This is a genomic window from Psychrobacter sp. ANT_H3 (assembly GCF_027919975.1).
Taxonomy (GTDB): domain Bacteria; phylum Pseudomonadota; class Gammaproteobacteria; order Pseudomonadales; family Moraxellaceae; genus Psychrobacter; species Psychrobacter maritimus.
Genome location: NZ_JAQISM010000001.1, coordinates 591,119 through 616,833, shown reverse-complemented (window position 1 = coordinate 616,833; position 25,715 = coordinate 591,119). Strand labels below are relative to the sequence as shown.

18 protein-coding genes and 1 other RNA gene are annotated in these 25,715 nt (G+C 42.8%); 11 read left to right on the top strand and 8 right to left on the bottom strand.

All coding sequences use genetic code 11. The features are described 5' to 3' along the window. Both ahcY and PG901_RS02395 read right to left on the bottom strand, forming a co-directional pair. Positions 1-1,425 carry an adenosylhomocysteinase gene (gene ahcY / locus PG901_RS02400; RefSeq protein ID WP_271133360.1) on the bottom strand — a complete coding sequence of 475 codons (1,425 nt, stop codon included), beginning with the start codon at positions 1,423-1,425 and terminating at the stop codon, positions 1-3. 344 nt (positions 1,426-1,769) lie between these two features. Beyond that, complete coding sequence (locus PG901_RS02395) at positions 1,770-3,632, bottom strand: TonB-dependent receptor (protein ID WP_271133359.1); 1,863 nt, start codon at positions 3,630-3,632, stop codon at positions 1,770-1,772. A gap of 589 nt (positions 3,633-4,221) precedes the next feature. Between PG901_RS02395 and PG901_RS02390 the strand changes: the two genes are divergently transcribed. Further along, entirely contained in the window at positions 4,222-6,147 is a 1,926-nt protein-coding gene (locus tag PG901_RS02390) for a mechanosensitive ion channel family protein (RefSeq protein ID WP_442966839.1), read from the top strand. A gap of 118 nt (positions 6,148-6,265) precedes the next feature. On the opposite strand, the gene PG901_RS02385 is transcribed toward PG901_RS02390, so the two are convergent. From PG901_RS02385 to PG901_RS02365, 5 genes are all read right to left on the bottom strand, one after another. Continuing rightward, positions 6,266-6,898 (bottom strand): DNA-3-methyladenine glycosylase family protein, encoded by a 633-nt coding sequence (locus PG901_RS02385; protein WP_271133358.1) that lies wholly within the window; start codon positions 6,896-6,898, stop codon positions 6,266-6,268. A 162-nt stretch (positions 6,899-7,060) separates the two neighbouring features. Then, positions 7,061-7,792, bottom strand: a complete 732-nt coding sequence (locus tag PG901_RS02380; protein ID WP_201629096.1) for a Smr/MutS family protein — start codon at positions 7,790-7,792, stop codon at positions 7,061-7,063. A 77-nt stretch (positions 7,793-7,869) separates the two neighbouring features. Next, positions 7,870-8,751, bottom strand: coding sequence for an indole-3-glycerol phosphate synthase TrpC (gene trpC / locus PG901_RS02375; RefSeq protein ID WP_271133357.1), 882 nt, complete (start codon positions 8,749-8,751; stop codon positions 7,870-7,872). A 131-nt stretch (positions 8,752-8,882) separates the two neighbouring features. Then, the gene (gene trpD, locus PG901_RS02370) at positions 8,883-10,019 is read right to left on the bottom strand and encodes an anthranilate phosphoribosyltransferase (protein ID WP_271133384.1); all 1,137 of its coding nucleotides are present in this window, start codon (positions 10,017-10,019) and stop codon (positions 8,883-8,885) included. Between the two features lie 118 nt (positions 10,020-10,137). Continuing rightward, complete coding sequence (locus PG901_RS02365) at positions 10,138-10,761, bottom strand: anthranilate synthase component II (protein ID WP_271133356.1); 624 nt, start codon at positions 10,759-10,761, stop codon at positions 10,138-10,140. 667 nt (positions 10,762-11,428) lie between these two features. Between PG901_RS02365 and glnA the strand changes: the two genes are divergently transcribed. Next, positions 11,429-12,838 (top strand): type I glutamate--ammonia ligase, encoded by a 1,410-nt coding sequence (gene glnA, locus PG901_RS02360; RefSeq protein ID WP_271133355.1) that lies wholly within the window; start codon positions 11,429-11,431, stop codon positions 12,836-12,838. A 194-nt stretch (positions 12,839-13,032) separates the two neighbouring features. After that, on the top strand, positions 13,033-13,857 hold the full coding sequence (locus PG901_RS02355; protein WP_271133354.1) for a DUF4124 domain-containing protein: 825 nt from the start codon (positions 13,033-13,035) through the stop codon (positions 13,855-13,857). Between the two features lie 166 nt (positions 13,858-14,023). Here PG901_RS02355 and PG901_RS02350 read toward each other — a convergent pair whose 3' ends face one another. Then, positions 14,024-14,740 (bottom strand): SIMPL domain-containing protein, encoded by a 717-nt coding sequence (locus tag PG901_RS02350; RefSeq protein ID WP_271133353.1) that lies wholly within the window; start codon positions 14,738-14,740, stop codon positions 14,024-14,026. A gap of 267 nt (positions 14,741-15,007) precedes the next feature. Between PG901_RS02350 and ffs the strand changes: the two genes are divergently transcribed. The 8 genes from ffs (at position 15,008) to gloB (ending at position 25,688) form a co-directional block, all read left to right on the top strand. After that, positions 15,008-15,104, top strand: an RNA gene (gene ffs, locus PG901_RS02345) — signal recognition particle sRNA small type. A 207-nt stretch (positions 15,105-15,311) separates the two neighbouring features. Continuing rightward, the gene (locus PG901_RS02340; protein ID WP_201564982.1) at positions 15,312-15,908 is read left to right on the top strand and encodes a LemA family protein; all 597 of its coding nucleotides are present in this window, start codon (positions 15,312-15,314) and stop codon (positions 15,906-15,908) included. A gap of 50 nt (positions 15,909-15,958) precedes the next feature. Then, entirely contained in the window at positions 15,959-19,120 is a 3,162-nt protein-coding gene (locus PG901_RS02335) for a M48 family metalloprotease (protein ID WP_271133352.1), read from the top strand. Between the two features lie 84 nt (positions 19,121-19,204). Next, on the top strand, positions 19,205-20,077 hold the full coding sequence (locus PG901_RS02330) for a hypothetical protein (protein ID WP_271133351.1): 873 nt from the start codon (positions 19,205-19,207) through the stop codon (positions 20,075-20,077). Positions 20,078-20,184: 107 nt separating this feature from the next. Beyond that, positions 20,185-21,294: a 3-phosphoserine/phosphohydroxythreonine transaminase gene (gene serC / locus PG901_RS02325; RefSeq protein WP_271133350.1), complete on the top strand. Its 1,110-nt coding sequence runs from the start codon at positions 20,185-20,187 to the stop codon at positions 21,292-21,294. Positions 21,295-21,575: 281 nt separating this feature from the next. Then, entirely contained in the window at positions 21,576-23,408 is a 1,833-nt protein-coding gene (locus PG901_RS02320; RefSeq protein ID WP_271133383.1) for an extracellular solute-binding protein, read from the top strand. Positions 23,409-23,625: 217 nt separating this feature from the next. Continuing rightward, the gene (gene tnpB / locus PG901_RS02315; RefSeq protein ID WP_271133349.1) at positions 23,626-24,774 is read left to right on the top strand and encodes an IS200/IS605 family element RNA-guided endonuclease TnpB; all 1,149 of its coding nucleotides are present in this window, start codon (positions 23,626-23,628) and stop codon (positions 24,772-24,774) included. 134 nt (positions 24,775-24,908) lie between these two features. Further along, on the top strand, positions 24,909-25,688 hold the full coding sequence (gene gloB, locus PG901_RS02310; protein ID WP_271133348.1) for a hydroxyacylglutathione hydrolase: 780 nt from the start codon (positions 24,909-24,911) through the stop codon (positions 25,686-25,688). Positions 25,689-25,715 lie beyond the last annotated feature (27 nt).

The window sequence follows — 25,715 nt, the reverse complement described above, 5'->3', positions numbered from 1 at the left end:
TTAGTATTTATAAGCGTCAGGCTTAAATGGACCTTCGACAGGTACGCCTAAATACTCCGCTTGTTTTTCAGTCAGCTTAGTTAGCTTACCGTTAAAGCCAGCAACCATCGCCGCAGCCACTTCTTCGTCTAGCTTTTTCGGTAAGACTTTAACGTATAAGTTGTCATTGCGCTTATCTGCTGGCAAGTCAGCGAATTTTTCTTCGAACAGATACATTTGCGCCAATACTTGGTTGGCAAATGAGCCGTCCATTACACGCGACGGGTGACCGGTTGCGTTACCTAAGTTCACCAAACGACCTTCAGCAAGCAGAATCAAATAATCATTTTCATCGTCTGAGCGGAAGATTTGATGCACTTGTGGCTTAATCTCAACCCAGCGCCAGTTATCACGCATAAACTGCGTGTCGATTTCGGTGTCAAAATGACCGATATTACAAACGACAGCACCTGGTTTAAGTGCTGCTAGCATATGTCTGTCACACACATGGTAGTTACCAGTCGTGGTAACAATCATATCGGTATCTTCAAGCAGACGGGTGTTGATATTTTCTGCGCCGCCAGTGTTATCGCCATTGATGTAAGGAGATAATACTTCAAAACCATCCATACAAGCCTGCATAGCACAGATAGGATCAACTTCTGACACACGTACAATCATACCTTCTTGACGTAAGCTCTGCGTAGAACCTTTACCAACATCACCATAACCGATAACTAAGGCACGGCGACCAGCAAGGAACATGTCAGTTGCACGTTTAATGGCGTCATTTAAGCTATGGCGGCAGCCGTATTTGTTGTCATTTTTAGACTTAGTAACCGCGTCATTGACGTTGATCGCTGGTACTTTTAGCGTGCCTTTATTTAGCATCTCAACCAAGCGATGGACGCCTGTAGTAGTCTCTTCTGAGATACCATGGATGTTATCAAGCAGCTCTGCATAATCATTATGAATCAATGCAGTTAAATCGCCGCCATCATCCAAGATTAAGTTAGCATCCCAAAGCTGACCTGATGCTTCACCGCCAACATGGATTTGTTGACGCAAGCACCACTCGTACTCTTCTTCGGTTTCGCCTTTCCAAGCATAAACAGAGATACCAGCAGCAGCAATCGCCGCAGCAGCATGGTCTTGGGTTGAGAAAATGTTACATGATGTCCAGCGTACTTCAGCACCTAGCGCGACTAGTGTCTCGATAAGGACCGCAGTTTGGATGGTCATGTGGATACAGCCAGCGATTTTCGCGCCTTTAAGCGGTTGATCGGCTTCGTAGCGACGACGCAAACCCATTAGGGCAGGCATTTCAGCTTCGGCTAGCGTGATTTCACGGCGACCGTAATCAGCAAGGCTGATGTCGGCGACTTTATAGTCGGTGAAAGAGGGATCGATCGTATGGGCAGATGGGGTGTTAGACACTGCGTCCATAATATGCTCCTATCAGTTAATAGATAAAAAGAATAAAAACGCAGGTGCCGTTATTTGCGCTGTCAATAACCAAAAATTGGCAATGGACAGTTAACCGAGCCTAACATAACAAATAATTTGCAAAGCGATTTAGCTTCAATGCAATAAGACTTATTATGGCGCAACACCTCTCGGAGGTCGTTATTGTAATAGATGAATCTGCGATTGTCACCTATTGGATAACATAAATATTAGGCAGCATCGGCATAAGTGATTTTGCCTTTTTGGTGGGCACAAAAAAAGGCCATCGTTGGATGACCTTATTTGCTTTGTTAACTACTAGCTTTTTATACTGCTAAATTGGTTTAGAACCAGTTATAAGTTAAAGAGCCGAAATAACTGGTGCCTTCTGTGGCGTACTCATTACCGAATTGGCTGGCAAGGGTATATTCCTCGTCAGTAATATTATCTATACGCAAGTTAGCGCGAAGTTTGGGCGTAATATAGGCGCTACCACTTAAATTAAGCAAGGTGTAGCTATCCAGTTTATTATTTTCGGCAGTACTTCTATCATCCGTATGTTTGGCTTCAAGACGAACATCGAAAGTAGGTTGTTGATAACCCACATAAACCATACCGCTATTTTTAGGACGGTAGGCAAGCTGTTGATTATAGCTGGTGCTATTGGCAGTTTTGTCCTTCGCATCTAAGTAGTCGTAACCGAGACCAAATATAAAGGCATCCATATTCCAGTCTGAGGTTAAGCTTAAGCCTTTGATTTTCGCTTCACTGATGTTTGTAGCATTAGCAATGAGGTCCTCTGCATCTGTATGATAGCCTGTCAATCGAGACGTCTGCATGTCATTAGCATATTCAACGAATACTTCTGTGTTCTCTGTTCTTTCAGGCTTTAGATTTGGATTACTGAAACCAGGCCAGTATAAGTCGTTAAACGTAGGGGCACGAAAACCTGTGGCATAATTTGCGCCAATGCGCATACCTGCCATTGGATGTATGGCAGCCCCTAGATTGTAAGTGCTCTCATTACCGTATTGAGAGTTGTCATCTACACGATAGTTGGCTTGTAGGTCGTAATAAGACTCTGACAATTGATAGCCAACAAAAGCACTTTTAACGGTTCTGTCTTCAGGGTCATAAGGAGTTTGCACGGCAGGATCAGGGTAACCTGAAAAGTCTAAAACATCTGAGGCGTCTAGTTTTTGTGATAACCATTCTGCGCCAACGATAATAGTACCAGGTTGCGCGTTAATACTGGTCTCTAAACGTGCTTGCTCTTGCGTGGTATCGTAATGACTGCCTTCTTGATAATTAATAGAATTGGCATCATGAGAAGTGGATTTGTCGATACTTTGACCATAGCTAAGTTTGCTGACCGTCAAAGGCGTTCTGTATTGAAGATAAGCATTTGCACTGCCGTTCTTTTGATCTGAATAGGCATTTGGAAACGCGTTTCCTGCCGAATCAATATCAGTGGTAGAGTCGGTATATAAGGCACTGAGCCCAGCGTTTAACGAGTCCGATAGCTTATGTTGTAATGCCAAACTGGCATTGGTAGATTTAAAGCCATCATCGTCTGCGTTGAAATCATAAGAACCAGAGTTGGCAATCGCGTTAAACCCATCTGTTTCGTTGCGACTGACACCCAAGCTCAATGATGAGGTGTCATTTTTAAGCTGACCTGTTATACCGACTTGGTAGTGATTGTTACTACCATAACCAACAGTCGTAGAAACATTGGATTGTTCTACATTATTGCCCTTGGTGAAAATTTGAATAACACCGCCCATGGCATCAGAACCGTAAATACTAGAACCAGAGGCACCGTATAAAATTTCGATGCGATCAATTTGGTCTGCGGACAACAAGTTCAGAGATGGACTGCCTAAAGAAATAGAACCATATCGTATACCATCAATAATCACTAATACTTGCTTACTATCAAAGCCGCGCATATAAAAATTACTGGCTGTACCCATGCCGCCACTTTGGGTGATATTGATACCAGGCTGATTTTTTAGTACATCAGTGACATTTTGACCTCGATAGCGCTGTAATTCTTCTTTATCAATCACCCGAGTTTGAGCAATCACATTGCTGGTCTTAGTCGGTGTACGTGTGGCTGTGACGACGATTTTGTCAAGCTCAACTTGTGGCAGCTCGCTATCATCAATAGTGCTACTGTCAGCAGTTGCGGCTGTAGCACTCATGGCAAATATGCCTAAAGCACTTAAGATACACAACCGAAGATAGGTGGTCGAAGACGAACGGGATAAAGCCATATTTAATTCCAAATTGATCATGTCAGAAAGTTACAGATGCGAAAGCTGAGACGCTAATATTTACAAAAAGTAATACCTATATTACACGCGCTTATTATCTATAAAGTTCTCTTACTTATAAACCACTTTAACCTAATGTTTATTCATTATAAGCTGAGCAGCTTTCATGATAGATGGTTGTTTATGCACTTAAATGACTTAATTAAATAAAATACACTACAGTGGGTATATTCCTAAATTACATAGGTAGAGCGGCTATAAGAAGTGAACGCCTAAATATGAGAAGTTAAAATATAATTGCCTAATAAAGACTGCGATAAAAACACGCAATCAAAAGCATTACCGTCATAAATAATTGCTATCATAGGGCAGGTTTTATATATTTTTCTGTTGTGCCATTCATCAAGCTAAGAGGTTTGTTTTGTCTATTCAGCGTTATCTGAGTGCTCGTACCGCGCCATCTCCCTCAATATCATCTCCGAAAACGCCGCTTATGATGACGGCGTTTCTGTTTGCGATGATATTGAGCGTATTAAGCCTGTTAAGCGTCGTCTTATCGCATAGTGCGACTGCTGCCGAAGCCAGCATACTGGGTGTGGGTGGTCAAAGTGAGGAGGCGACCAAAACCTCGATACCAGATTCGTTTGGTCGCGATACGCCGCGCCATACAGTACAAGGTTTTATCGGAGCATTAGGGGAAAACGACTATCTGCTGGCAAGTAATTATTTAAATTTGTCCAAATCTGATAATCCAACCACCATTGTGCGCCAATTTAAGCAAGCGCTCGATGCCGGTGGACGTTTTCAGCCTGACTTACAGATTAACAATACCCCTGAGGGCAATTTAACCGATCAGCTACCACCTAGCCAAGAAAGCGTGGGCGTGATTAATGTTGGCGATAAAAGCGTGCCGCTGCTGCTCGAAAGGGTTGTGTCTAAGGAAGGGGAGCAGTATTGGCAGTTTTCGAGTGACACGCTTGATGCCGTACCAGAGGTGATAGAGAACTATGAGCCGACGTTGGTTTCTCGCTATACCATTGATTCATTAGAAGGCAAAAAGCTGTTTGGTTATCAGATGGCGGATTTATTTGCTGCCCTTACCATGATTGTCAGTAGCTTTATACTGACTTATATTTTGGTTTGGTTGCTCTATCACTTATTAAAACTGGCTTATCCGCGTATTCGTGGTGAGGCATTGCCCTTACCTGATAATGTGATATTGCCGCTGGCAGTAGTGGTTATGGCGTTGATATTGTCTGAGGTGATGGTTTATGCGGGTGTCTCAGTGACATTGCGCGAGCCGGTCAATCGCTTTACTGATATTGCCTCTTGGGTAGCGACTACTTGGTTGTTATTACGCGTTATTGATTCGATATTTACCCGCGCGGTCAATTTAAGCTATAAGAAAAACTATACCGAACGTGTTTCTATCTTGGGACTGCTGCGTAAAGTGGTCAAAGCACTATTATTGATATTTGCCGTTATCGTCATCTTTGGTAATTTGGGCTTTGACTTGACCACAGGTATTGCGGCATTGGGGGTCGGTGGTTTGGCCTTAGCCCTTGGTGCGCAAAAGACGATTGAAAACTTGGTTGGTAGTGTGGTGGTGGTAGCGGATTCGCCCGTGCGTATCGGTGATTATTGTAAATTTGGTACCTATGAAGGCACGGTTGTCGATATTGGCATTCGTTCATCACGGGTACGTACCTTATCGCGCACCATCGTTACTGTGCCAAACGGTGATTTTTCATCGATGCAAATTGAAAACTTTACCTCGCGTGATATGTTCCGTTTTTTGCACCAGTTATATCTTAAGCGTACCGCTGATATTGAGGTGGTATTTAAAATGGTCAAAGACTTGGATGCGTTTTTAGATGAGCACTATCTAACCAACCAAGAATGGAATCAGGTCAATATCTTAGAGCTGCGCCAAGATTGCTACGTCATCCAATTACAGGCTTACGTCAATGCCAATGGGATTACCGAGTTTTATGACAAACAAAACGTGTTATTTGTCGATATCTTAAACCAAGTAGCGAAATACAAGGTCGAGCATGCCTTGCCAACCCAGCAGCTGATTGTCAATCAAGCTGAGCTTGAGCATCAAATGTTAAATGATATCGAGGATAATGGTAGTGAAGCGGTAGAAGATAATTTAAGCACTGATGAGAATAAGACTGAGGTTAATCATGACGTCAATCATGACGTTAATGACATCAGCAACAGTGATGATATAGACGGTAAGCAGAATGGGGTTGATTTAAGCAAAGAGGCGGACAAAACCAAGGATAATAAAGCAGCTGAAATCCAAGCAAGCAAAGAAGCCAAGCATAAAAAAATTAACTTAGATAAAGAGCGTCAACAAAAAAGAAAGGCATTGGTAAAAAATAAATTTAAGCGTGCCAAAAGAAAATTTGGTTTTTCTATTTGGAATCAGCCTTAGGGTGTCATGTGATAGTTTTGCTTAATAACTTACGCCACGTTTTGTTCGTTAGAGAACTATTTAGTTAGATGGCTATGCAGTTAGATAGTTATAAAGGCATAGCTTATAAAAGTACCGCTTATAAAGGGATGGCATTTTTTTGACGTAAAAAACCATAATACTCCCACAATAATAAGCTGGCAGCGCTACGATGCGGTGACCAATCGTGAGTGAGGTTTTTTAATTGTTTCGGCGTTGGGCGTTCTGCTAACCCTAACAAGTCCATCGCCGCCACTTTAATCGCTAAATCATCGACTGCCAGCACATCGGCTCGTTGTAATGAAAACAGCAGATACATCTCAGCGGTCCAGCGCCCAATACCGATAACGGCAGTCAAGGTTTCGATAACTTCGTCATCGGGCAGGGCTTCTAAGGCAGCAAAATCTATGTTGTGCTCGACTAAAGAGCGCGTATAACGAATTTTTTGCTTAGATAGCCCCTGTGCTCGTAAGTCCTCATCTGTCGCTGCATGAATCGCTGACGATGTCGTAAAACCTTTATCTACTAAGCGTTGCCAAATGCTTGCTGCCGCTGCTACAGACAGCTGTTGCCCAACCATCGCTCTCATTATTTGTGTAAAGCCGCCAGCATTATGGCGTAAATCAGGCACGCCAACTCGCTCATAAACAGGCGCAAATCTTGGTTCGATAGCAATCAAAGCGCTGATATGCGCTTTTAATTCTTTACTGTTTTCAATGGTTTGTATGGTCATGATAATTCTGATTTCACTGTTTTTTAAACGGAAAAATAGAGATATAAAAATAATGGCGTATATAGTTAAAGCTTATGATTAAAAAATTTTACGATTTTCTTTATAAAAAAGGACTGCCCAATTGCAGTCCTTTTTATTTCGATACTAAGCTAAAACTAAAAACTACTCGCCATCATTTTTAGGCTTTTTAAGTAAGACTAATACTGCGCCATTACCGCCATCTTTAGGCGGGGCAGAGCAAAATGCCAATACTTCTGGTAGTTGACGTAGCCAACCATTAACGCATGTTTTCAAAATCGCTTCCGAACCTTTACCATGGACAATTTTTACCATGGTTTCATTGTTTTGCTTGGCTTGGCTTAGTAGTTGGGTCATTGCCACGCGTGCTTCTTCGATGGTGCAGCCATGAATATCTACCGCATCATACCAACGTAGCTTACCTTTTTTGAGCTGATCAAAGATTTTGTTTTGCAAGGTTGGCTGCTTATAAGATAAGTACGCTTCAGCAGCGACCGGATTGAGTAATGCTTGCATATCTGACAAGCCTGCACCTAAGTCACTTGCTTCACTACCTTGAGCTGCGGCACGTTTGGATAACGTTGCGGCGTCAAGTTTGCCAGCTTTTGAGGCATTGGCAGGCGAGCGCACATTTTTATCTTCTAATTGATTGACGCCATGCATCGCTTGCATAAATAGCACTTTATCGTCGTCGATATGTTCGCTATCTAATTGCTTGACCGTTTTTTTAACTTGCTTTTGCGTCAATAATGACACAGGTTCGGTTGGCTTTTCACTGTCGCCATCCGCTGAGTTGGTATCGCGACCTTTACTCAGTTGCCCTTTGAGCTCTTTTAGTTGGTCTTGCATTTCTTTTGAAAACAGAGAGTTTGACATAATAGTTAACGTATCGTTGGTGAGTGAATGAGTGGCTTAATGGTTTATATAATACATAAAAATCGATTTAGCTTACTTTACGCCTGTGCTGCAACGCTCGCAAGTAAGGATTGTAACGCTTGTCCGGGATGATCGGTTTTCATAAATTGTTCACCGATTAAAAAGTGCTGAATATCGTTATTGAGCATCAAACGAATATCGTCGCTGCTATGGATACCGCTTTCGGTGACAATCAGTGGCGACGTCTTTGGTAACAGCATGCCGCTATCAATGTCAGCTGCTAAGGCTTCGATTAGTATATTTTTTAGCTCAAGCGTCGTTTGTAAGTCGACATCAAAGGTATTTAAGTCACGATTATTAATACCATAGATGTTGTGCGCTGAGCGTGGCAGTTGTAGGGCGCGCTCAAGCTCAGCCTTGGTATGCACTTCAATCAATACATCCATACCAAGCTCGATGCTGAGCGCATGCAATTCTTGTACTTGGTCATCGTCAAGGCAGGCCATAATTAGCAAGATGCAATCGCCACCCATCAAATAAGATTGGTAAATCTGATATACATCTACCATAAAATCTTTGCGCAATATCGGTAAGCTGCAAGATTCGCGTGCTTGGATTAAGTAGCTATCGTCACCTTGGAAATAATCACGGTCGGTGAGTACTGATAAACAACTGGCACCGGCTTGCTCATATTGCTTAGCAAACAGCGCGGGCTCAAAGTTATGATTGATAATGCCTTTAGATGGCGAGGCTTTTTTAATCTCAGCAATGATACCAATATCAGCGCTGCGTAAAGCATTGGCAAAACCGCGACGGGGCTGTGTATCAGCAGCAACTTGTGCTTTTAATGCCTCAAGCGATACTGCTGCACGAGCAGCGACAACTTCTTCATGTTTGGTGGCAACGATACGCTGCAACACTGAAGGAATAGCGGTGTCTGATTTTGGATTGGCGGTCATGGCTATATTCCGTTATTTGGTAAAAAAATTAGGGAAACAATTAAGAAAATAAATTTAGGCTGCATAAATAGTTGCGATTAACAGGGTTATGAGCAACGTATTTTTTTTATTAATTCTAAGCATTTAGCTTATTAAACTTGGTCAGCTAATTGCTGCGTATATTTGGCTAGGTCATCAAGCTTAATCAAAGCGTCACCATTTTGAATGACTTTTTGTGCGCGGCTCACGCCATTCGGATAGTTGCTGGCAAGTCCTGCGGTATATATCGCGGCACCGGCATTTAAGGCAATCATATCACGAGCTTTTAGGACAGCGCGGTCGGTAGTATCTGCTCCTGATAAAGCGGCACGAATCAGCTCAAGACTTTGTGCTGGAGAATCTACATCAAGGCCAATTAAGGTTTGTGATTCGACGCCGGCATCTTCTGGCATCATCTCATAAACAGATATTTCACCATCTTTTAACTCAGCCACCGTGGTCGAGGTCGCGAGACTGATTTCATCCAGACCATCTTTTGCACCGACCACCATGACATGGCGCGCGCCCAAGTTTTTCATCACTTTTGCCAAAGGTTCACATAGTTGCGCGGTAAAGACGCCGATAACGAGATTTGGCGTGCCAGCAGGGTTGGTCAGTGGACCTAAGATATTAAAAATCGTCCGCGCTTTTAGCTCACGGCGTACCGGATTGGCGTAGCGCATCGCACTATGATGATTGGGCGCAAATAAGAAACCAATGCCTTGATTTTCAATACATTGCTGCGCTTGTTCGGGGGTCAGCGTAAGGCTAATACCTGCTTGTTCAAGTAAGTCTGAGCTACCTGATTTGGTCGAAACTCCGCGGTTACCATGCTTAGCGACTTGCGCCCCCGCTGCGGCTGCTACCAAGGCTGCGGCTGTTGACACGTTAAACAAGTTAGCCCCATCGCCACCTGTACCGACGATATCGACCATATAACGACAGTCTTTTGGGCTGATATTGGCGGCTAAAGCACGCATGGCGCTTGCTGACGCTGTAATCTCGTCAATTGACTCACCTTTCATACGTAAACCAGTCAAAATCGCGCCCATCATGGCATCGCTACATCTGCCTTGCATGATAATGAGCATGACTTGATACATCTCATCAAAGGTCAGATCAATATGCTGAAAAATCCTGCCTAAAGCGGTGGTTAGGAGTTTATGAATATTCTCATCTGAGAGCTGATTGATGTCTTCAACCGCTTTCTGCGTTTGGTTAATTTGATTGCTCTTATTAATTTGTTCCATCATTGATTTTTCATCCTGCATAGCGGCAGAGGTCATAATATTCTCACTTATTATTATCTTTTATAGTTGTCGTTTAAATACATTCATTGGGTTAAATAGAGTTTTTCTCTTAAAACAGCTAGCCTACTTGCGGTAGCTCATCTGACGACATTACGGCTAGATTGTGCGTTTGTAAAAAGTTATTTAGCAGCTGATAACCGGCTTCGCTTAAAATCGACTCAGGATGAAACTGAACCCCTTCAATCGCAAACTCGCGGTGGCGAATGCCCATGATTTCCTCAATATCGCCATTAGCATTTTGCGTCCAAGCGCTAACCTCAAAGCATTCTGGTAAGCTTGCTTGCTCAATCACCAGTGAGTGATAACGGGTAAACTTTGCTGGATTGGGCAAGTTGACAAACGCCCCTTGTCCATTATGATAAATAGCCGATAAACGCCCATGCATGACCTCGCTTGCTTTGACGATTTTGCCGCCAAACGCTTGGCCAATGGCCTGATGACCCAAGCAAATACCTAATATCGGGATAATGCCTTTAAACGTCTCAATCACCTCTAGCGAGATACCAGCACTGTCAGGGTCACATGGGCCAGGACCAATAACAATGGCATCTGGGGCGAGTGTTTTAATCTCTTCAATACTGATCTTATCGTTGTGCCAAACGCTGATGTCCTGCTGCAATTCACCGAAGTACTGTACAATATTGTAGGTAAAGCTGTCGTAATTATCGATCATCAAAATCATTATTTGTTCAACTTAGTCTCTTTAACCTAGTGTCTTAAGCTTGGTGTTCTTAGTGTAGTGTCTTTAATTCAATGGGTTCAACAGCGATGCGATTTTAAACGCTGTTATCTTAACACTATTTCGTTATCTATCAAACGTAGCGCCGTTGCACGCTGATAGCAATAAATGCTCTATAAAGGTGCGTTACTAAGTTAAATTTTCTAAAGTTTGCACTGTTATGGGACGTTATTTAATATATTAATCTTTAATTTTGCTAGCTAGACATAACAATTGCTATGCAGATAACGCTTTAATATAAAAGATTTATATTACGTAAATGTTTGTATTTATTATAAATAATTATTACTTTCAGCATTTGGATGTTTTAAAAACTTGATGGCTCGAAGATGAGTTGGCATAGTAGCTGCAATTCTTATAGGTGTGAATAGCTCGCTATTAAAGCGATGTAATATTATTTACCAAGATGCATTTGAAGAGTTCAGCATTATCGGTCAGATGTTGCTAAAATAGCACCTGCATTTATTTGGCTCATAAAAATACTTAAAGCTTAACGCCAGAAAATCAGCTGCGCTTTGAGCAAAAAATAACTTTTAAAAAAACTTTCCGTCTAAAATTTTCATTCTACGTTTCAATTTTATTACCACGATAACCATAAAGGAAACTTTCCATGTCGAACAAATTACTTGATCTTATCGAATCATCCAACGCTAAATGGGTTGATTTTCGTTTCACCGATACCCGCGGTAAAGAGCAACACATGACTTTCCCAGCGCACAGCGTTGATGAAGAAGTGATGGAAGATGGCAAAATGTTCGACGGCTCATCGATTGCTGGCTGGAAGGGTATTGAAGCCTCAGATATGATTTTACGTCCTGACCCAGAAACTGCCTTTATCGATCCATTCTTTGACGCAGTTACTGTGGTGGTGACTTGTGACATCATCGAGCCATCAACGCTACAAGGCTACGACCGTGATCCGCGCTCTATTGCTCGCCGTGCTGAAGAATACTTAAAATCAACGGGTATTGGTGATACCGCTTTTTTTGGTCCTGAGCCTGAGTTCTTTGTTTTTGACGAAGTAAAATGGTCGGTTAATATGTCTGGTGTTAGCCATGAAATCGTCGCTGAAGAAGCCGCTTGGTCAACCAATAAAGCCTATGAGTGGGGCAACATGGGGCACCGTCCACGCGTCAAAGGCGGCTATGTACCAGTACCACCGGTTGATAGTTCACAAGACATGCGTGCGGTAATGTGCGAGCGTATCGAAGATATGATTGGCGAAGGTTGTATCGAAGTCCATCATCATGAAGTGACTCCTTGCCAGTTAGAGATTGGCGTGGCTTTTAATACCTTGGTTCGTAAAGCAGATGAAGTACAAAAGCTAAAGTATGCCGTCCATAACGTCGCCCATCAATTTGGCAAAACCGCCACCTTTATGCCAAAACCTATCGTTGGTGATAACGGTTCTGGTATGCACGTGCATATTTCTATCTCAAAAGATGGCGTCAATACTTTCTCAGGTGATGAATATGCGGGCTTGTCAGAAACCGCACTATACTTTATCGGTGGTATTATCAAACATGCCCGTGCTTTAAATGCCATCACTAACCCATCGACCAACAGCTATAAGCGTCTTGTGCCACATTATGAAGCACCTATTAAGCTTGCGTACTCAGCGTCTAACCGCTCGGCGTCTATCCGTATTCCACACGTTAGTAGCCCAAAAGCGGTGCGTGTTGAAGCTCGATTCCCTGACCCAGCAGCCAACCCATACCTAGCGTTTGCGGCGTTGCTCATGGCAGGTCTTGACGGTATTCAAAACAAGATGCATCCAGGCGAAGCCGCTGATAAAAACTTATATGACTTACCACCAGAAGAAGAAGCACTCATTCCAACGGTTGCTGAAAACTTAGAAGTGGCGCTACAAGCGTTGAAAGAAGATCACGAGTTCTTATTAAAAGGTGACGTCTTCACTAAAGAGATGTTAGAAGCCTATATTGCACTGAAGCAAGAAGAAGTGCAGCGTGTCAACATTACTGTACATCCTGTTGAGTTTGACTTGTACTATAGCTGCTAATCTGTAGTTAACACGCCAAATTCTCGATAAACAAAAAACCAGTTAAGTAATTCTTAGCTGGTTTTTTTTGTTCAATCAAAGTGCGAGTTTAATTGGTCAATTTAGTGTGAAGTCATTGCTGATTTAATGTTAAAAATATCGCATAATGGTCTCATCTATATGTTAATAATAAATATCTACTAGGCTAACTGACTATGATTGCATCATTAAAAAGTACTGTTTTAAATAAAGGGTTGCCGCTAAGTTTGCTGACAGGGCTAGTCATTTGCACAGCCAGTCTTTACGCACCGATGGCAAATGCCGCTGCTATTTATAAAGTTGTTGATGCAAAGACCGGTCAAGTGACCTTTACCGACCGACCGCAAAACTATGAGCAGCAAGCTGGCAAGCAAATTAGCCAAACCAGTGTTATGACTGGCAGCGATAGTGTTGCTGCAAATAGTTCGGGTCAAACAAATAATACAAGCAATCAGCCTGTCAATACTACCCAAGCTCCTGCCGCCGCTAACACCACTGCCAACAGTGACTCAACCGCTAATAAAGCGCCCATTAACTATCAGCTGACGATGACAGAGCCTAGCGAAGAGCGGGCGTATCGTCGTCCGGTACAAAGTATTGATGTAAAGGTACAAGTAAAACCTGCCCTACAAGCAGGTGATAGTGTCAGTATTATGCTTGATGGAAACGAAGTGGCGCAGGGTTTAAGCGCCTCGATTGCAACTGTTGATGTTTTGCCGGGTGCGCATAACGTTAAAGCCGTGATAAAAAATAAGAAAGGGCAGATAGCAAAACAGGTCGAGCGTACCGTCTATGTCATCCAAAATACGCAAACCTTGCAAAAAAATAAAAAATTAGCAGAGCAGCTTTTGGCGTATCAGCGTCTGCCTTGGTATCAAAAAGTGTTACTAAAAATGCGTCAAGATGGCAAACAGCCTAATATGTTGTCATTTACTAAACCAATAGTTGATAAACCCATAGTTGATACAACCATGACGCTTGAAGAACCGGTAAAAAAATAACTCTGGGTCACTGTGTTAAAGGCTAGTAGTTAAAAGTGAAAAGATAGTGGCAATCCATTAACAATAATTGCTGGATATAAAATAAGTGCAATCACTGAAAGCAGTGATTGCACTTATTGGTAGAAGTTAGTAATAATATCTATTGCTTAACTCATTACCTCTGCGTTTATTTCGTTAACTCAATCGTGCCATTCGCAGTCACTGAAATGGTACTGTTGCCCGATTCAAAGCTTTGGCTTGGTACTGAGGCATCCGCCGCTTCAGCTTTCATATTCATCGCGCTATACATAGGGCGAGGGTAGTTGCTGCCGGTATTTAGATTGACAGTGACGACACGATAGCCACGCGCATCCCATGCACGAGTCAGGTTTTTAGCCTGCTGCTGAAAAGCACGAGAAGCATCGGTCATAAGCTTTTGCTCTAGCGCATCTTTTTTAGCGTCTGAAACCCCAAAGTTTAGGTTTTCCATCACTAAGGTCTCTTGCAAGTCTGCAATCAGCTGACTGGTCGCGGCAAAGTCAGTGCTCTTTAAATCGATGCTGGCTTGTCCTGTCCAACCAATGATTTTGTCATTTTTATCATAGCGCGGATAAGTGCGCTGCTGACCCGTACTGACCGTCACACTAGGGTAGCGTTTAGCGATTTTCATCGCATTGTTGATAGAGGTGTTGAGGGTGGTGGCTAGCGTCTTAGCATCTGTAGCTTGCGCTTTTTTATACATACTGGCGCGAACTTCATCGTTTTGGATTTCTTCTTTGACTTCTGTTTGAAAGGTCAGCTGATCGTAGCCTGTGGGTTCTGCATGGGCGCTACCCATCATCGCGGTCAGTAGGGCGGCTGTACCCGTAGCAAGTGCGGCTTTGTTCATCCAAGTGTTTTTCATAATTATCTCCTAATGAGTGCTAGTAATGGTAATCTCAATTATCTGAGTCACATTGATTTACGTTGTTATAATGCGCATTGTTATATCCGCTGTTGTTTATGTTCATTTTTTATTCAACAGACCTTAGGTAAAATAGCAAAAAATACACGGGTTGCTGTGAGAATTTTGTCACTTAAGTTACAGGCTCATTGAGTCTCTAAAGCAAACAGTTTGACGATAGGGGTTGTAATAATAAAAAATTCTTGTATAATCTGCAACTGGTGGCTCCATTGGTAGCCTCGCAACATTGTTCTATGAATCCCGCCAGGACCGGAAGGTAGCAACGGTAATAGTTATAATGTGTGCCGAGGATGTGCTTTTGGAGTCGCTTTTTTTTGCCTAAAATTTGCTGATACTCCTGCTATATCGTTTTAAAGAGTGAAACCTCATAATAAGTCCTTCATTGTAAAGGGCTTTTTTTTTGCCAGCATTTCGTCTGATTTTGGACTTTGAACAATATATATGGGGTAAAATACATTGTAGTAACCTTTATTAACAATAGTATAAGTACAAAACTTTTTGGAGTCTGATAATGAAAATGTTTGTTTGGTTATTCATTGCAGTGGTCATATTGATTGTGGTTTTTGGGGTGTCAGTATTTAATAAGCTGGTACGTGCCCGTAACCAAGCAAAAAATGGCTTTGCACAAATTGATGTACAGCTAAAGCGCCGTCATGATTTGATTCCAAATTTGGTCGAAACCGCCAAACGTTATCTGACCCATGAAGAAGAAACGCTGACCCGCGTGATTGGCGCGCGTAATCACGCCCAAAGCTTGCAAGATTCTACTAAGCATCAGCCAGACTCCCTTGAACATATGGCGTTGTTTGCCAAAGCAGAGAGTATGTTGTCGAAAGCCTTGGGGCAATTCTCAGCGGTTGTAGAGGCTTACCCTGAGCTAAAAGCGGATAGCATGATTAAAGAGTTGATGGATGAGCTGACCAATACCGAAAACCGGATTGGCTTTGCCCGTCAGCATTATAACGATAGCGTGATGTTCTATAACAATGATCGTGAAATGTTCCCAAACAATCTTGTCAGTAGCACCTTTGGCTTTCGTCCACTTAGCCCATTGGTGTTTGAAGACAGAAAGGCAATTGCTCAAGCACCTGTTGTCGATATGGGCTGATATTTACATACTGTCAAATGCACGTAGTTATGGTTAGGTAAGAGTAATAGATGGATTTTTTTGGTGCACAGCGTACCCGTACTCAGCGCAGCTTGTTGCTTTATGGGCTATTTTTTCTGATTGTCTTTGCCCATATTGCGGTGGCACTTGGTGTTATGGCGCTGCTGCTGACGCTATTTACCGGTGGCATTTATCATTGGGTATTAATACTGGTGGTCGTATGGACAATCGGTAGCTTTGTTGCGGGCAGTTTTTTAGAGTATAGACGCTTAAAAGCAGGTGGTCGTGCGATTGCTCAGCGCGTGGGCGCGGTGCGATTGTTTATCGACCACAGCCAAGATGCTTGGGAGCATAGTCAAGGGGTTGCTCATCAGCATGAGCCTGCAGCAAAGGTTCGCTTTAGTGCCCGGCATATTGCGGTGCGTGATGAGCGTGATTTCCCGCCTGTCTATCGGCGTTATTATGAGATTGCCCAGCAGCTAGCCATTGCTTCGGGTTTGCGTATGCCGATTCTCTATGTGTTGCCTGATGAGCAAGGTATCAATGGCTTTGTTGCGGGTCGCCATAGCCAAGATATGGTGCTCGTCGTCACCCAAGGCGCGCTTGATAAGCTGTCTGATGAGGGGTTATACGGGCTTATTGGGCATGAGTATGGTCATATCTTGCATGGCGATGCGACGTTTAATTTACAGCTAATGGTGGTGTTAGCAGGCTTGCAATTACTCTATGACTGGAGTGATTCTATTAATAATTTTGGTTCTGGTTATAAAGTCAGTCATAAAAACAGTCAGCAAAACTATTTTGATGGCTCTTTTATTAATAGTGCGGTCAATCAAAGCAACCCTTTATCGCAAAGAGCGATTGATAGCCATGCGCGTAGCACTGAAGCGCAGACAGCAAACTTTACCACTCATAGTGAATGGGTCGCCTACTGGCAAAGCCAGTCACAAAACCGGCAGTCAGCAGTTAAAAGCCAGTCGATGTGGCTACAAAGTAGGGCTACGGTTGATAATCAATCGCCGCGTAATATTTGGACATTATTAATCCATGGTTTGAGCTTTTCTAGTATGGCCAGTGCACAACTCATCAAACACAGCTTTAACCGTGAGCGCGAGTTGCTTGCCGATGCGACCAGCGTACAGCTCACACGTTCGCCGGCTATTATGGAAACCTTAAAGACCATTCATCAAGATGCGCTTGGTTCGCGCTTAACTGGCATCGCCGATATCAATGGATTAAGTCATTTCTTTTTTGCCAGTAGTGGGGCAGATTTGGGTGACGTATCGTGGTTTGCTACCCATCCAAGCTTGGCTGAGCGTATGAGTGCTATTAACGAGAATGCTTATCATGACTTTGCGGTGCAGGTTGCTAAAGAAAAACGTCTCAATCAGCAAAAGATTAAAGAGATATATGAGCAGCGCCGCTTAGGTGATTGGGGCGTGATAGTAGCAAATAGCCTAAGCAATAATAAGCAAGAGAAAAATGCACATCAATCGCGAATATCTGCAGTTCAATCAGCGTCAGATATTTATAAAACCGCGACCGATAAAAACCGATATTCGGCTGATAAAAGACTTAATAGTAACTTCAATGATGTTATTGAAAAAAATGCTATCGAAAAAGAAATCGCTGCCTTTTCTACTCGTGAAATGCAGAACGAATTGCAGGACGATAACGGGCTTGAATTTGTTATAGAGCAAGATGTTGTTATTGATGGGCGTTTGCAGGTGCAAGCAGAAGATGTCGGTACTCATCAGTTGCTTAAGCCATGGCAAGCCAAACCTGATAGTGATTTGCCGTCTGATACATTAGTTGGTATTGATGACATACAAAAGGTATCGCTACCGCAGTATGTGCTCAATCACAGTTATCATGCGCTCGGAGCGCAAGCTCTGATTGAAGCTGTGCTACTTTGTCATCAGGGTTATGTGCTGTCAACAACAGCGACTTATGATTTAACTGATATCTGGCTTGGGCTTGATGAGAATAAGAGGTTTTCTGCTGAAATTACTACTAACTCTAGGGTGGATATTAGCAGTAACACACAAATTTTACCGCATACACTCGATCATAAATTATTAGCGGCAGTGGCAAATCTTGATCGGCGTCTAGACAGTGCTTTGATTGCGTTAGCGCTAAAGCAACTACGCCAACATAATCTATCAGAAAACGCTATCGATGAATTGCGCTTAAAATATGAAGCCAGTCATAGTAATCAAGATCATCAATATTATGTGCAGCAAAAAAAGTGTCGGACGATGCTAATTCGTTATCAGCAAGGTATCATTGAGCTGTTTGAAAACTCCCTTACGGCTGATTTAAGCCAAAAATTTGCTGATACTATAGATAATGATGATTCTATTGATAAATCTACATCCGTATTAAATCCTTTAGAGAATACCTATTCTCGGTCGCCAGCGATTTTAGCGTTATGGCAGGCGCTACAGCTGCAGCAATTGTTACCCGTATTGTCTGCCGTATTAAATGATACACAGGTTCAGTCGCATCTTCACCCTCAATATCCATACTATCAATGTCAGCAAGTATTGCACGCTGGCACGGATGATATTTATGCTCAGCTTGACCCGTCAGGACAGGTGTTTGATGGTCTCGATATTGCCGTGAAAACAATGCTTACTTTATTGGCTTATCGCTTATCAAAGGATGCTAAAGGGCAGATAATATCTGCACTAGATAGCTCAGTACCTATCTCAACACCTATTTCAGTGCTCAGCTACAATAGTGCTAGCGTTGCTCATTATCTTGTAGATTTACGCCGTCATGCACGTTTGATTGATATTGATTTAGCAGCCGTTAGTGAGGCAAATTTGCAATGGTTGTTATTGACTGCGCAAAGTTTAAATAGTGTTCAATTACTGGCATTAATAGAAGCGGTACCTATTTTTATAGCATCTGCCAGTCAATCATCTAGTTCTCAAGCCAAAGGTGATGATAATTATCGACAGAGGCAACAGGGCGGCGCTCAAATAGATTATAATGCTCATATACAGGACGGCAATGCAGATAGGGCAGATAGTGTAGATAAGGCGGGCAATGATAGTACGCGCCATTTTTATACTTATCATACGTACCGGCAATGGCTGAGTACGTTGCATACAGTGATGTTACACGATACGATAGTCAGTCAAGATGAGTATGATTGCTTGACCGAGCTTGCCAATCATTGGCTAGGCGTTCGGCAGCTTTTTTGAGCAATGTCATTAATTGCATTTGAGTATTCTTTTGATAGTAAAAGCCTGTAAATCCATTTTAGATAAGTAGGATAGTAAATAAGCATGAGTGATATCCAAGACCCGCTAATTGTATTGCAGCATCGTATGCAGCAGCGCCAGATTTTAGCGATGATGGGTATCAATCAGTGGGTGCAGCCAAGCTCTGAAACCATGAATATCGCGGATATTTCTGCGCCTGCCTTGCCTGATGCGGTTACAGCTAACGCTAGCATTGCATCTCATTCTACTGCTTCTACAACGAGCACTGAACAGCCAAGCCTTGAATCTTCTAATATTGAATCCCCAAATATTAATGCCATATCAGATATGGTAGATGATGGGTCTAATCATTCTTATGATGACGCTAATGAGACAGGTTTAAGTCATTCTGACCAACAAAGCCCCGTTACCTATAGTTTTGACTCGACTGCCCCTGACATCTCTAAGCCCGCCGTTACCTCACTTGTAAATACTGTCGTTCAGCAAGCTGCGATTGATAATGTAAATAATGCTCCAAGCTTTGAAGATAGCAGTTTTAAAGAGAATAACTTTAAAGACGATAGCTTTAAAAAGGTAGTACCATTTGATTTACAAGGTGGTCGCTGTGGCGATTGGGTAATTTTGGTTGATATTCAAGCCCTTAATCATGACAGTCAAAAGCTTTGGCAAAATATCACCCAAGCGCTATCCATCAGTTGTGAGACAACCTCATTTCCTATTTGTGAAGGTATGGATACGGCTGAGCTTGCTAATGCCAGCCTTGCAGGATATGTCTTTAAGATTGGTCGTAGCGAAGAGATAAAAGTTGCCGCATTAACTGCCTTGCCTGACGGTCTTGAGCATCCGAACTTTACTACTGTGCCCACGCTCGATGACATGCTTACTGATAGTAGCCTTAAACGTCAGCTTTGGGAGCAGTTATCAAAGCAGAATTAAAGGCTTGCCACTTACTATGACAGAGATTAAAAAATAACGATAAAATTCACCTTCAACATTTAACCTTTAATAACCACGATGATTTCATCATATTTAGGATAATGATTATGACCACTAAAGCCGCTCCTAACCGTGTACCCAATTTTTCAGCGGGACCTGCCACCATACCGACCGCCGTCTTATCACGCGCTCAAGAAGAGTTGCTTGATTGGCAGGGACGCGGTATGTCGGTCATGGAAGTGAGTCACCGTAGTAAAGAATACATCGCGATTACCGAAAAAGCTGAAGCCAAATTGCGCTCGCTAATGGACATTCCAGATAACTATAAAGTGCTGTTTTTACAAGGCGGTGCCAGCTTACAGTTTTCAGCGATTCCATTAAACCTGTTAAATGGTGGCCGCGCAGACTATCTAACGACAGGTACTTGGTCTGGTAAAGCGGTTAAAGAAGCACAGCGCTATGCCAAACTGGGTTTAGGCGAGGTCAATGTGGTGGCAATGGGTAAAGACAGTAATTTTACCGACGTGCCAGCGCAAAGTGATTGGAACCTAAGCGAAGATGCGGCGTATTTCCACTACTGCGCCAATGAAACCATTCATGGTGTACAAATATTTGAGCCGCCACAAGTCGATGCGCCGATTATCGCCGATATGTCCTCTTGCATTTTGTCACAGACAATCGACGTGTCTAAATTTGGCATGATTTACGCGGGTGCGCAAAAAAATATCGGGCCAGCAGGATTAATCATTGTCATTATTCGTGAAGATTTATTGGGCAAAGCAAGTGAATGGTGTCCATTGCTGATGAACTATGAACATCAGGCTGAAAAAGAGTCAATGTCAAACACGCCAGCGACGTATTCTTGGTATTTAGCAGGGTTGGTATTTGATTGGTTAGAGGAGCAGGGCGGCGTTGCTGCTATCGGTGAAATCAACCAACAAAAAGCTGATTTGCTCTATAAAACGATTGATGATAGCAGCTTTTATAGCAATCCAGTTGACCCCAAATATCGCTCTATCATGAACGTGCCTTTCACGTTAGCAGACAGCAGCCTTGACAAAGTATTCTTAGAAGAGTCAGCGGCAGCAGGTTTGATGAATCTAAAAGGTCACCGCGATGTTGGCGGAATGCGTGCCAGTATTTATAATGCAGTGTCGCTAGATTGGGTACAGCAATTGGTTGACTTTATGATCGCCTTTGAAAAAAAGCACGCTTAAGTTAGCACAGGTTTTAAAACAAAAGACGCAACTTTTATGAGCTGCGTCTTTTTTTATGCGTATTAGTGTTTTTTAAGCTGCATAATCCGTCATGTAGCAACCTTAACGCTGCAAAATATTAGGTTAAAAAACCTAAGTTTGTTATGATAAAATTTTGCAGCACTTACGATACGTCATATTTTTTCAGCTTTTATTTCATAAGCGGTCGGTGGCTTTCAGTAACTGGTTAAATGCTCAATATATTCATTCGGTCTGGCAAAAGGGTTTGTTATAACTTTATGATGCTAAAAAATACCATGCTAAAAGCCGTCTTGCTTGCCATTACTATCAGCTGGATACCTGCTAGTATTGCTGCGCCAATCACTACGACTGCGCTTGGGCATAATAGTACCACTGAATATATTGACGTGCCGTTTATGCCTTATGCCAATCCCAATGCGCCCAAGGGTGGCACATTATCGCTTGAGGCACGCGGCACCTTTAATGCAGCCAATAAATGGATGACCACAGGTGTGGCGATGGTTGGTACGGACTATCTGTATGATACCTTGATGACAGGCTCACTCAATGAAGCCTTTACAATGTATCCGCAGCTGGCGAATAAAGTCACGTATGACCCTGATGATACCAGTTGGATTATTTACCATGTTAATCCTGCTGCGCGCTTTTGGGACGGGTCGCCAGTGACCAGTAGTGACGTCAAAGCCACTTATGATGCGATACTGACTAAAGGCCCAATGTATATTCGCAGTTATTTAGGCGATATTAAAGACATTGAAATTATCGATAAGCAGCGGGTAAAGTTTGTTTTTAAGTCTGATGAAAATAAAGAGATTTTATTAACGGTCGGGCAATTCCCTATTTTTGCTAAGTCATCGATTGATACAGATTTTGAGAAAATCACCTTAACGCCGCTCATGGGCAGTGGTCCTTATAAACTTGGTCGCGTCGATGCGGGGCGCGCGGTCAGCTATGTGCGTGATCCCAATTATTGGGGCCGTGATTTGATGGTTAATCGTGGTCGCTATAACTTTGATATGATTAAGTTTGTCTATTATCAAAGTGATGAGATTGCTTTTGAGGGTTTTAAATCTGGGCAATATCGCTTCCGCCCGGAAAACAAAGCCTCTAATTGGGCAACAGGTTATAATTTCCCAGCTGTCAAAGCTGGTCTGATTAATAAAGAAACCATAAGCAGCGAAAATCCAGTACCGATGCAGGGTCTGGTGATGAATATGCGTAGGCCAATTTTTCAAGATATTCGCGTCCGCCAAGCATTGACGGCAGCTTATGATTTTGAGTGGATGAACAAAACTTTATTCCATGGGCAGTATGAGCGCTTACAAAGCTTCTTTCATGGCTCAGAGCTTGCTGCTACTGGTACGCCATCTGCGGCTGAGATGCAGATATTAAGCCCATTGCTGGCCAAGCTTGAACCGATTCAGCGACAAGCGGTATTAACGGAATGGCGATTGCCAACCAGTGACGGTAGCGGCTTTAATCGTAAAGCCTTATTAGAGGCGCGCCAGCTGTTGCTAGATGCTGGCTTTTATTATCAAGATATGAAGTTATATCAGCCAAATGGCAAGCTTGCTCAGATTGAAATTTTGATGACAGGCGAGACCATGGGGCGCGTGCTGTTGCCTTATATCCGCAATCTAAAGCGTTTGGGGTTTGACGCGACCTTACGTCAAGTCGATGGGCCACAATATTACGAGCGTATGCGCCGTTTTGACTATGATATGGTGGTCGACGTCTTTGCACAGAGCTTATCACCTGGTGCTGAGCAGGCGGCGTTTTGGGGCAGTGCAGCCGCTGATGAAGCAGGTAATCATAATACTATCGGTATTAAAAATATAGTGATAGATGAGGTCGCAAGCGCACTTGCAAATGCTGAGAGCCGTGATGAGATTGTTTTATATACCAAGGTGCTCGATCGCTTGCTACGGGCAGGTCATTATTTAGTACCTTTATACGGCAAGTCTGCCACCAATGTTGCCTACTGGAATCAATATCGTCATACTGAAAAACTGCCGACCAACGCCGTCGCTATCGATTATTGGTGGACAGATAAAGAAGCAGAAGCACGTGTTAATCAATATTTGAAGCAATAGTCTAAAACAATGGCTCTAAAAGATAGTTTAAAGCAATAATTTAAGTTAATAAATGCAATGACGCTTCAGAACTTTTTATTTGGTTTGAAAATTTAACATTTCAGCGCAGAATTCCCCTACTTCTAAAGTAGTGGGGTGAATGCGTTATTGATAACTACCCTTACTCTCTATGGTATTATAATTAATAATTATAACGCCAATTAACAACAAGCTCCTTATGACCAAGCAAATCCTAAAAGCCCATAAAGTCAGGCTGTACCCCAATGAAGAACAGCAAATATTCTTTGCTAAATCATTCGGCTGCACACGCTTTATCTGGAATAGGATGCTTAGTGACAAAATTGATCATTACAACGAGCATAAGACCGAGCTTAAAAATACTCCTGCTCAATATAAGAAAGAGTTTGAGTGGCTCAAAGAAGTCGATAGCCTGGCACTGGCTAACGTCCAGCAAAACCTAAGAGCCGCTTATAGTAAATTCTTCAAAGGTTTAGGCTTCCCTAAGTTCAAAAAAAAAGGTCAGCGTGACAGCTACACCACCAATAACCAAAAGGGCACAGTGGCGATCACAGATAGCACTGTCAAACTGCCTAAGATTGGTCATATCATCGCTAAATTTCCAAGCAAGGTAAATGGCTTAATAAAATCAGCGACCATCAGCAAAACCCCATCAGGCAAGTACTATGTCAGTCTATTGGTTGAAACCATCGCTACAACACTGCCAAAAACACACTCTAACATCGGCATTGATTTAGGACTGACTGACTTTATCGTCCTATCAGATGGCAGCAAAGTCGCTAATCCTAAGTTTTTATCGAAGCTGCAACATAAGCTCGCGCGAGAACAGAAAATACTGGCCAAGCGTAGAGCAGTGGCCAAGGCCGATCAACGCAAGCTGTCTGACAGCCGCAACTATCAAAAGCAAAAAGTTAAAGTAGCTAAGGTATATGAAAAAATAACCAATATCCGAAAAGACTTTCTACACAAACTCTCATTCAATCTCATCAAAAACCACGATGTGATTGCGATTGAGGACTTAAACGTCAAAGGCATGGTTAAGAATAGAAAGTTATCTAAAGCCATATCAGACAGCTCATGGTCAACCTTCACCACCATGCTGAACTACAAGGCTGAATGGTACGGTAAAGCGCTAATCAAGGTTGATAGATGGTATCCATCTTCTAAGACCTGCTCAGGCTGTGGTCACTTACTGACTAAGGCTGAGCTACCATTACAGGTGAGATCATGGAATTGCCCCAGCTGCTTGCAATCCAACGATAGAGACATCAACGCCAGTATCAATATCCTAAACGAAGGATTGAAGTTGGCAACAATCAAAACCGTCGGTACGACGGGGTTGGCTTAGTCAATTTGCTTAACCGCTGATACAAAATATCGTATCAAGTATGGGTATTACCTAAGAAACCCCTACCTCTATAGGTGGTGGGTAGTTCATTAAAAGACATTCGTAATAAAGATAATCACTGCTAAGGACTTCATATGAGTATTCGTATTCACCCGATTAAAGCATTTAATGACAATTATATCTGGACATTAATTAATGAGAATAATAAGCAGGCGATTGTCATTGATCCGGGTCAAGCTGAGCCAGTGATTGCTTATTTAGAGGAGCATGAGCTGGAGCTGACGTCTATCTGGACCACGCATCATCACCATGATCATATCGGCGGCGTCGCAGAGCTACAAGAGTCTTATCCGATGACCCATCTGGTCGCGCATACAGAACACAACGTTGATGAAGACCAGACCATTAAAGACGGCAGTACGGTCAGTGCGTGGGGCTGCGCCGCGCAAGTATGGGATGTGTCCGGTCATACCGCAAGCCACGTGGCGTATATTTTGGATATCGATGGGCAGAAGCATTGTTTCTGCGGTGATACTTTATTTAGTGCCGGTTGTGGTCGCGTCTTTACCGGTACGATTGAGCAATTGCATGACAGCTTTAAGCGTTTAAATGGCTTGCCAGCTGAGACGCTGCTGTATCCAGCACATGAATATACTGCCAGTAATCTACGCTTTGGCTTATCTATTGAACCGGCTAATGAAGCGATGCAGCAAGCGCTTGCGCAAGCAGAAGAAAAAACCGCCCAAGGTGTCCCGACGCTGCCAGTCACATTAGAACATGAGCGCGCAATCAACGTGTTTTTGCGGACGCAAGAGCCAAGTGTGATTGCAGGTGTGAAGTCTAAAGTCAATATTGATGATGATAAGTCTTTAACCATATTTGCTGCGTTACGTGAGCTAAAAAATAACTTCTAAATGCTAAGTTGTCATATTTCTTTATTT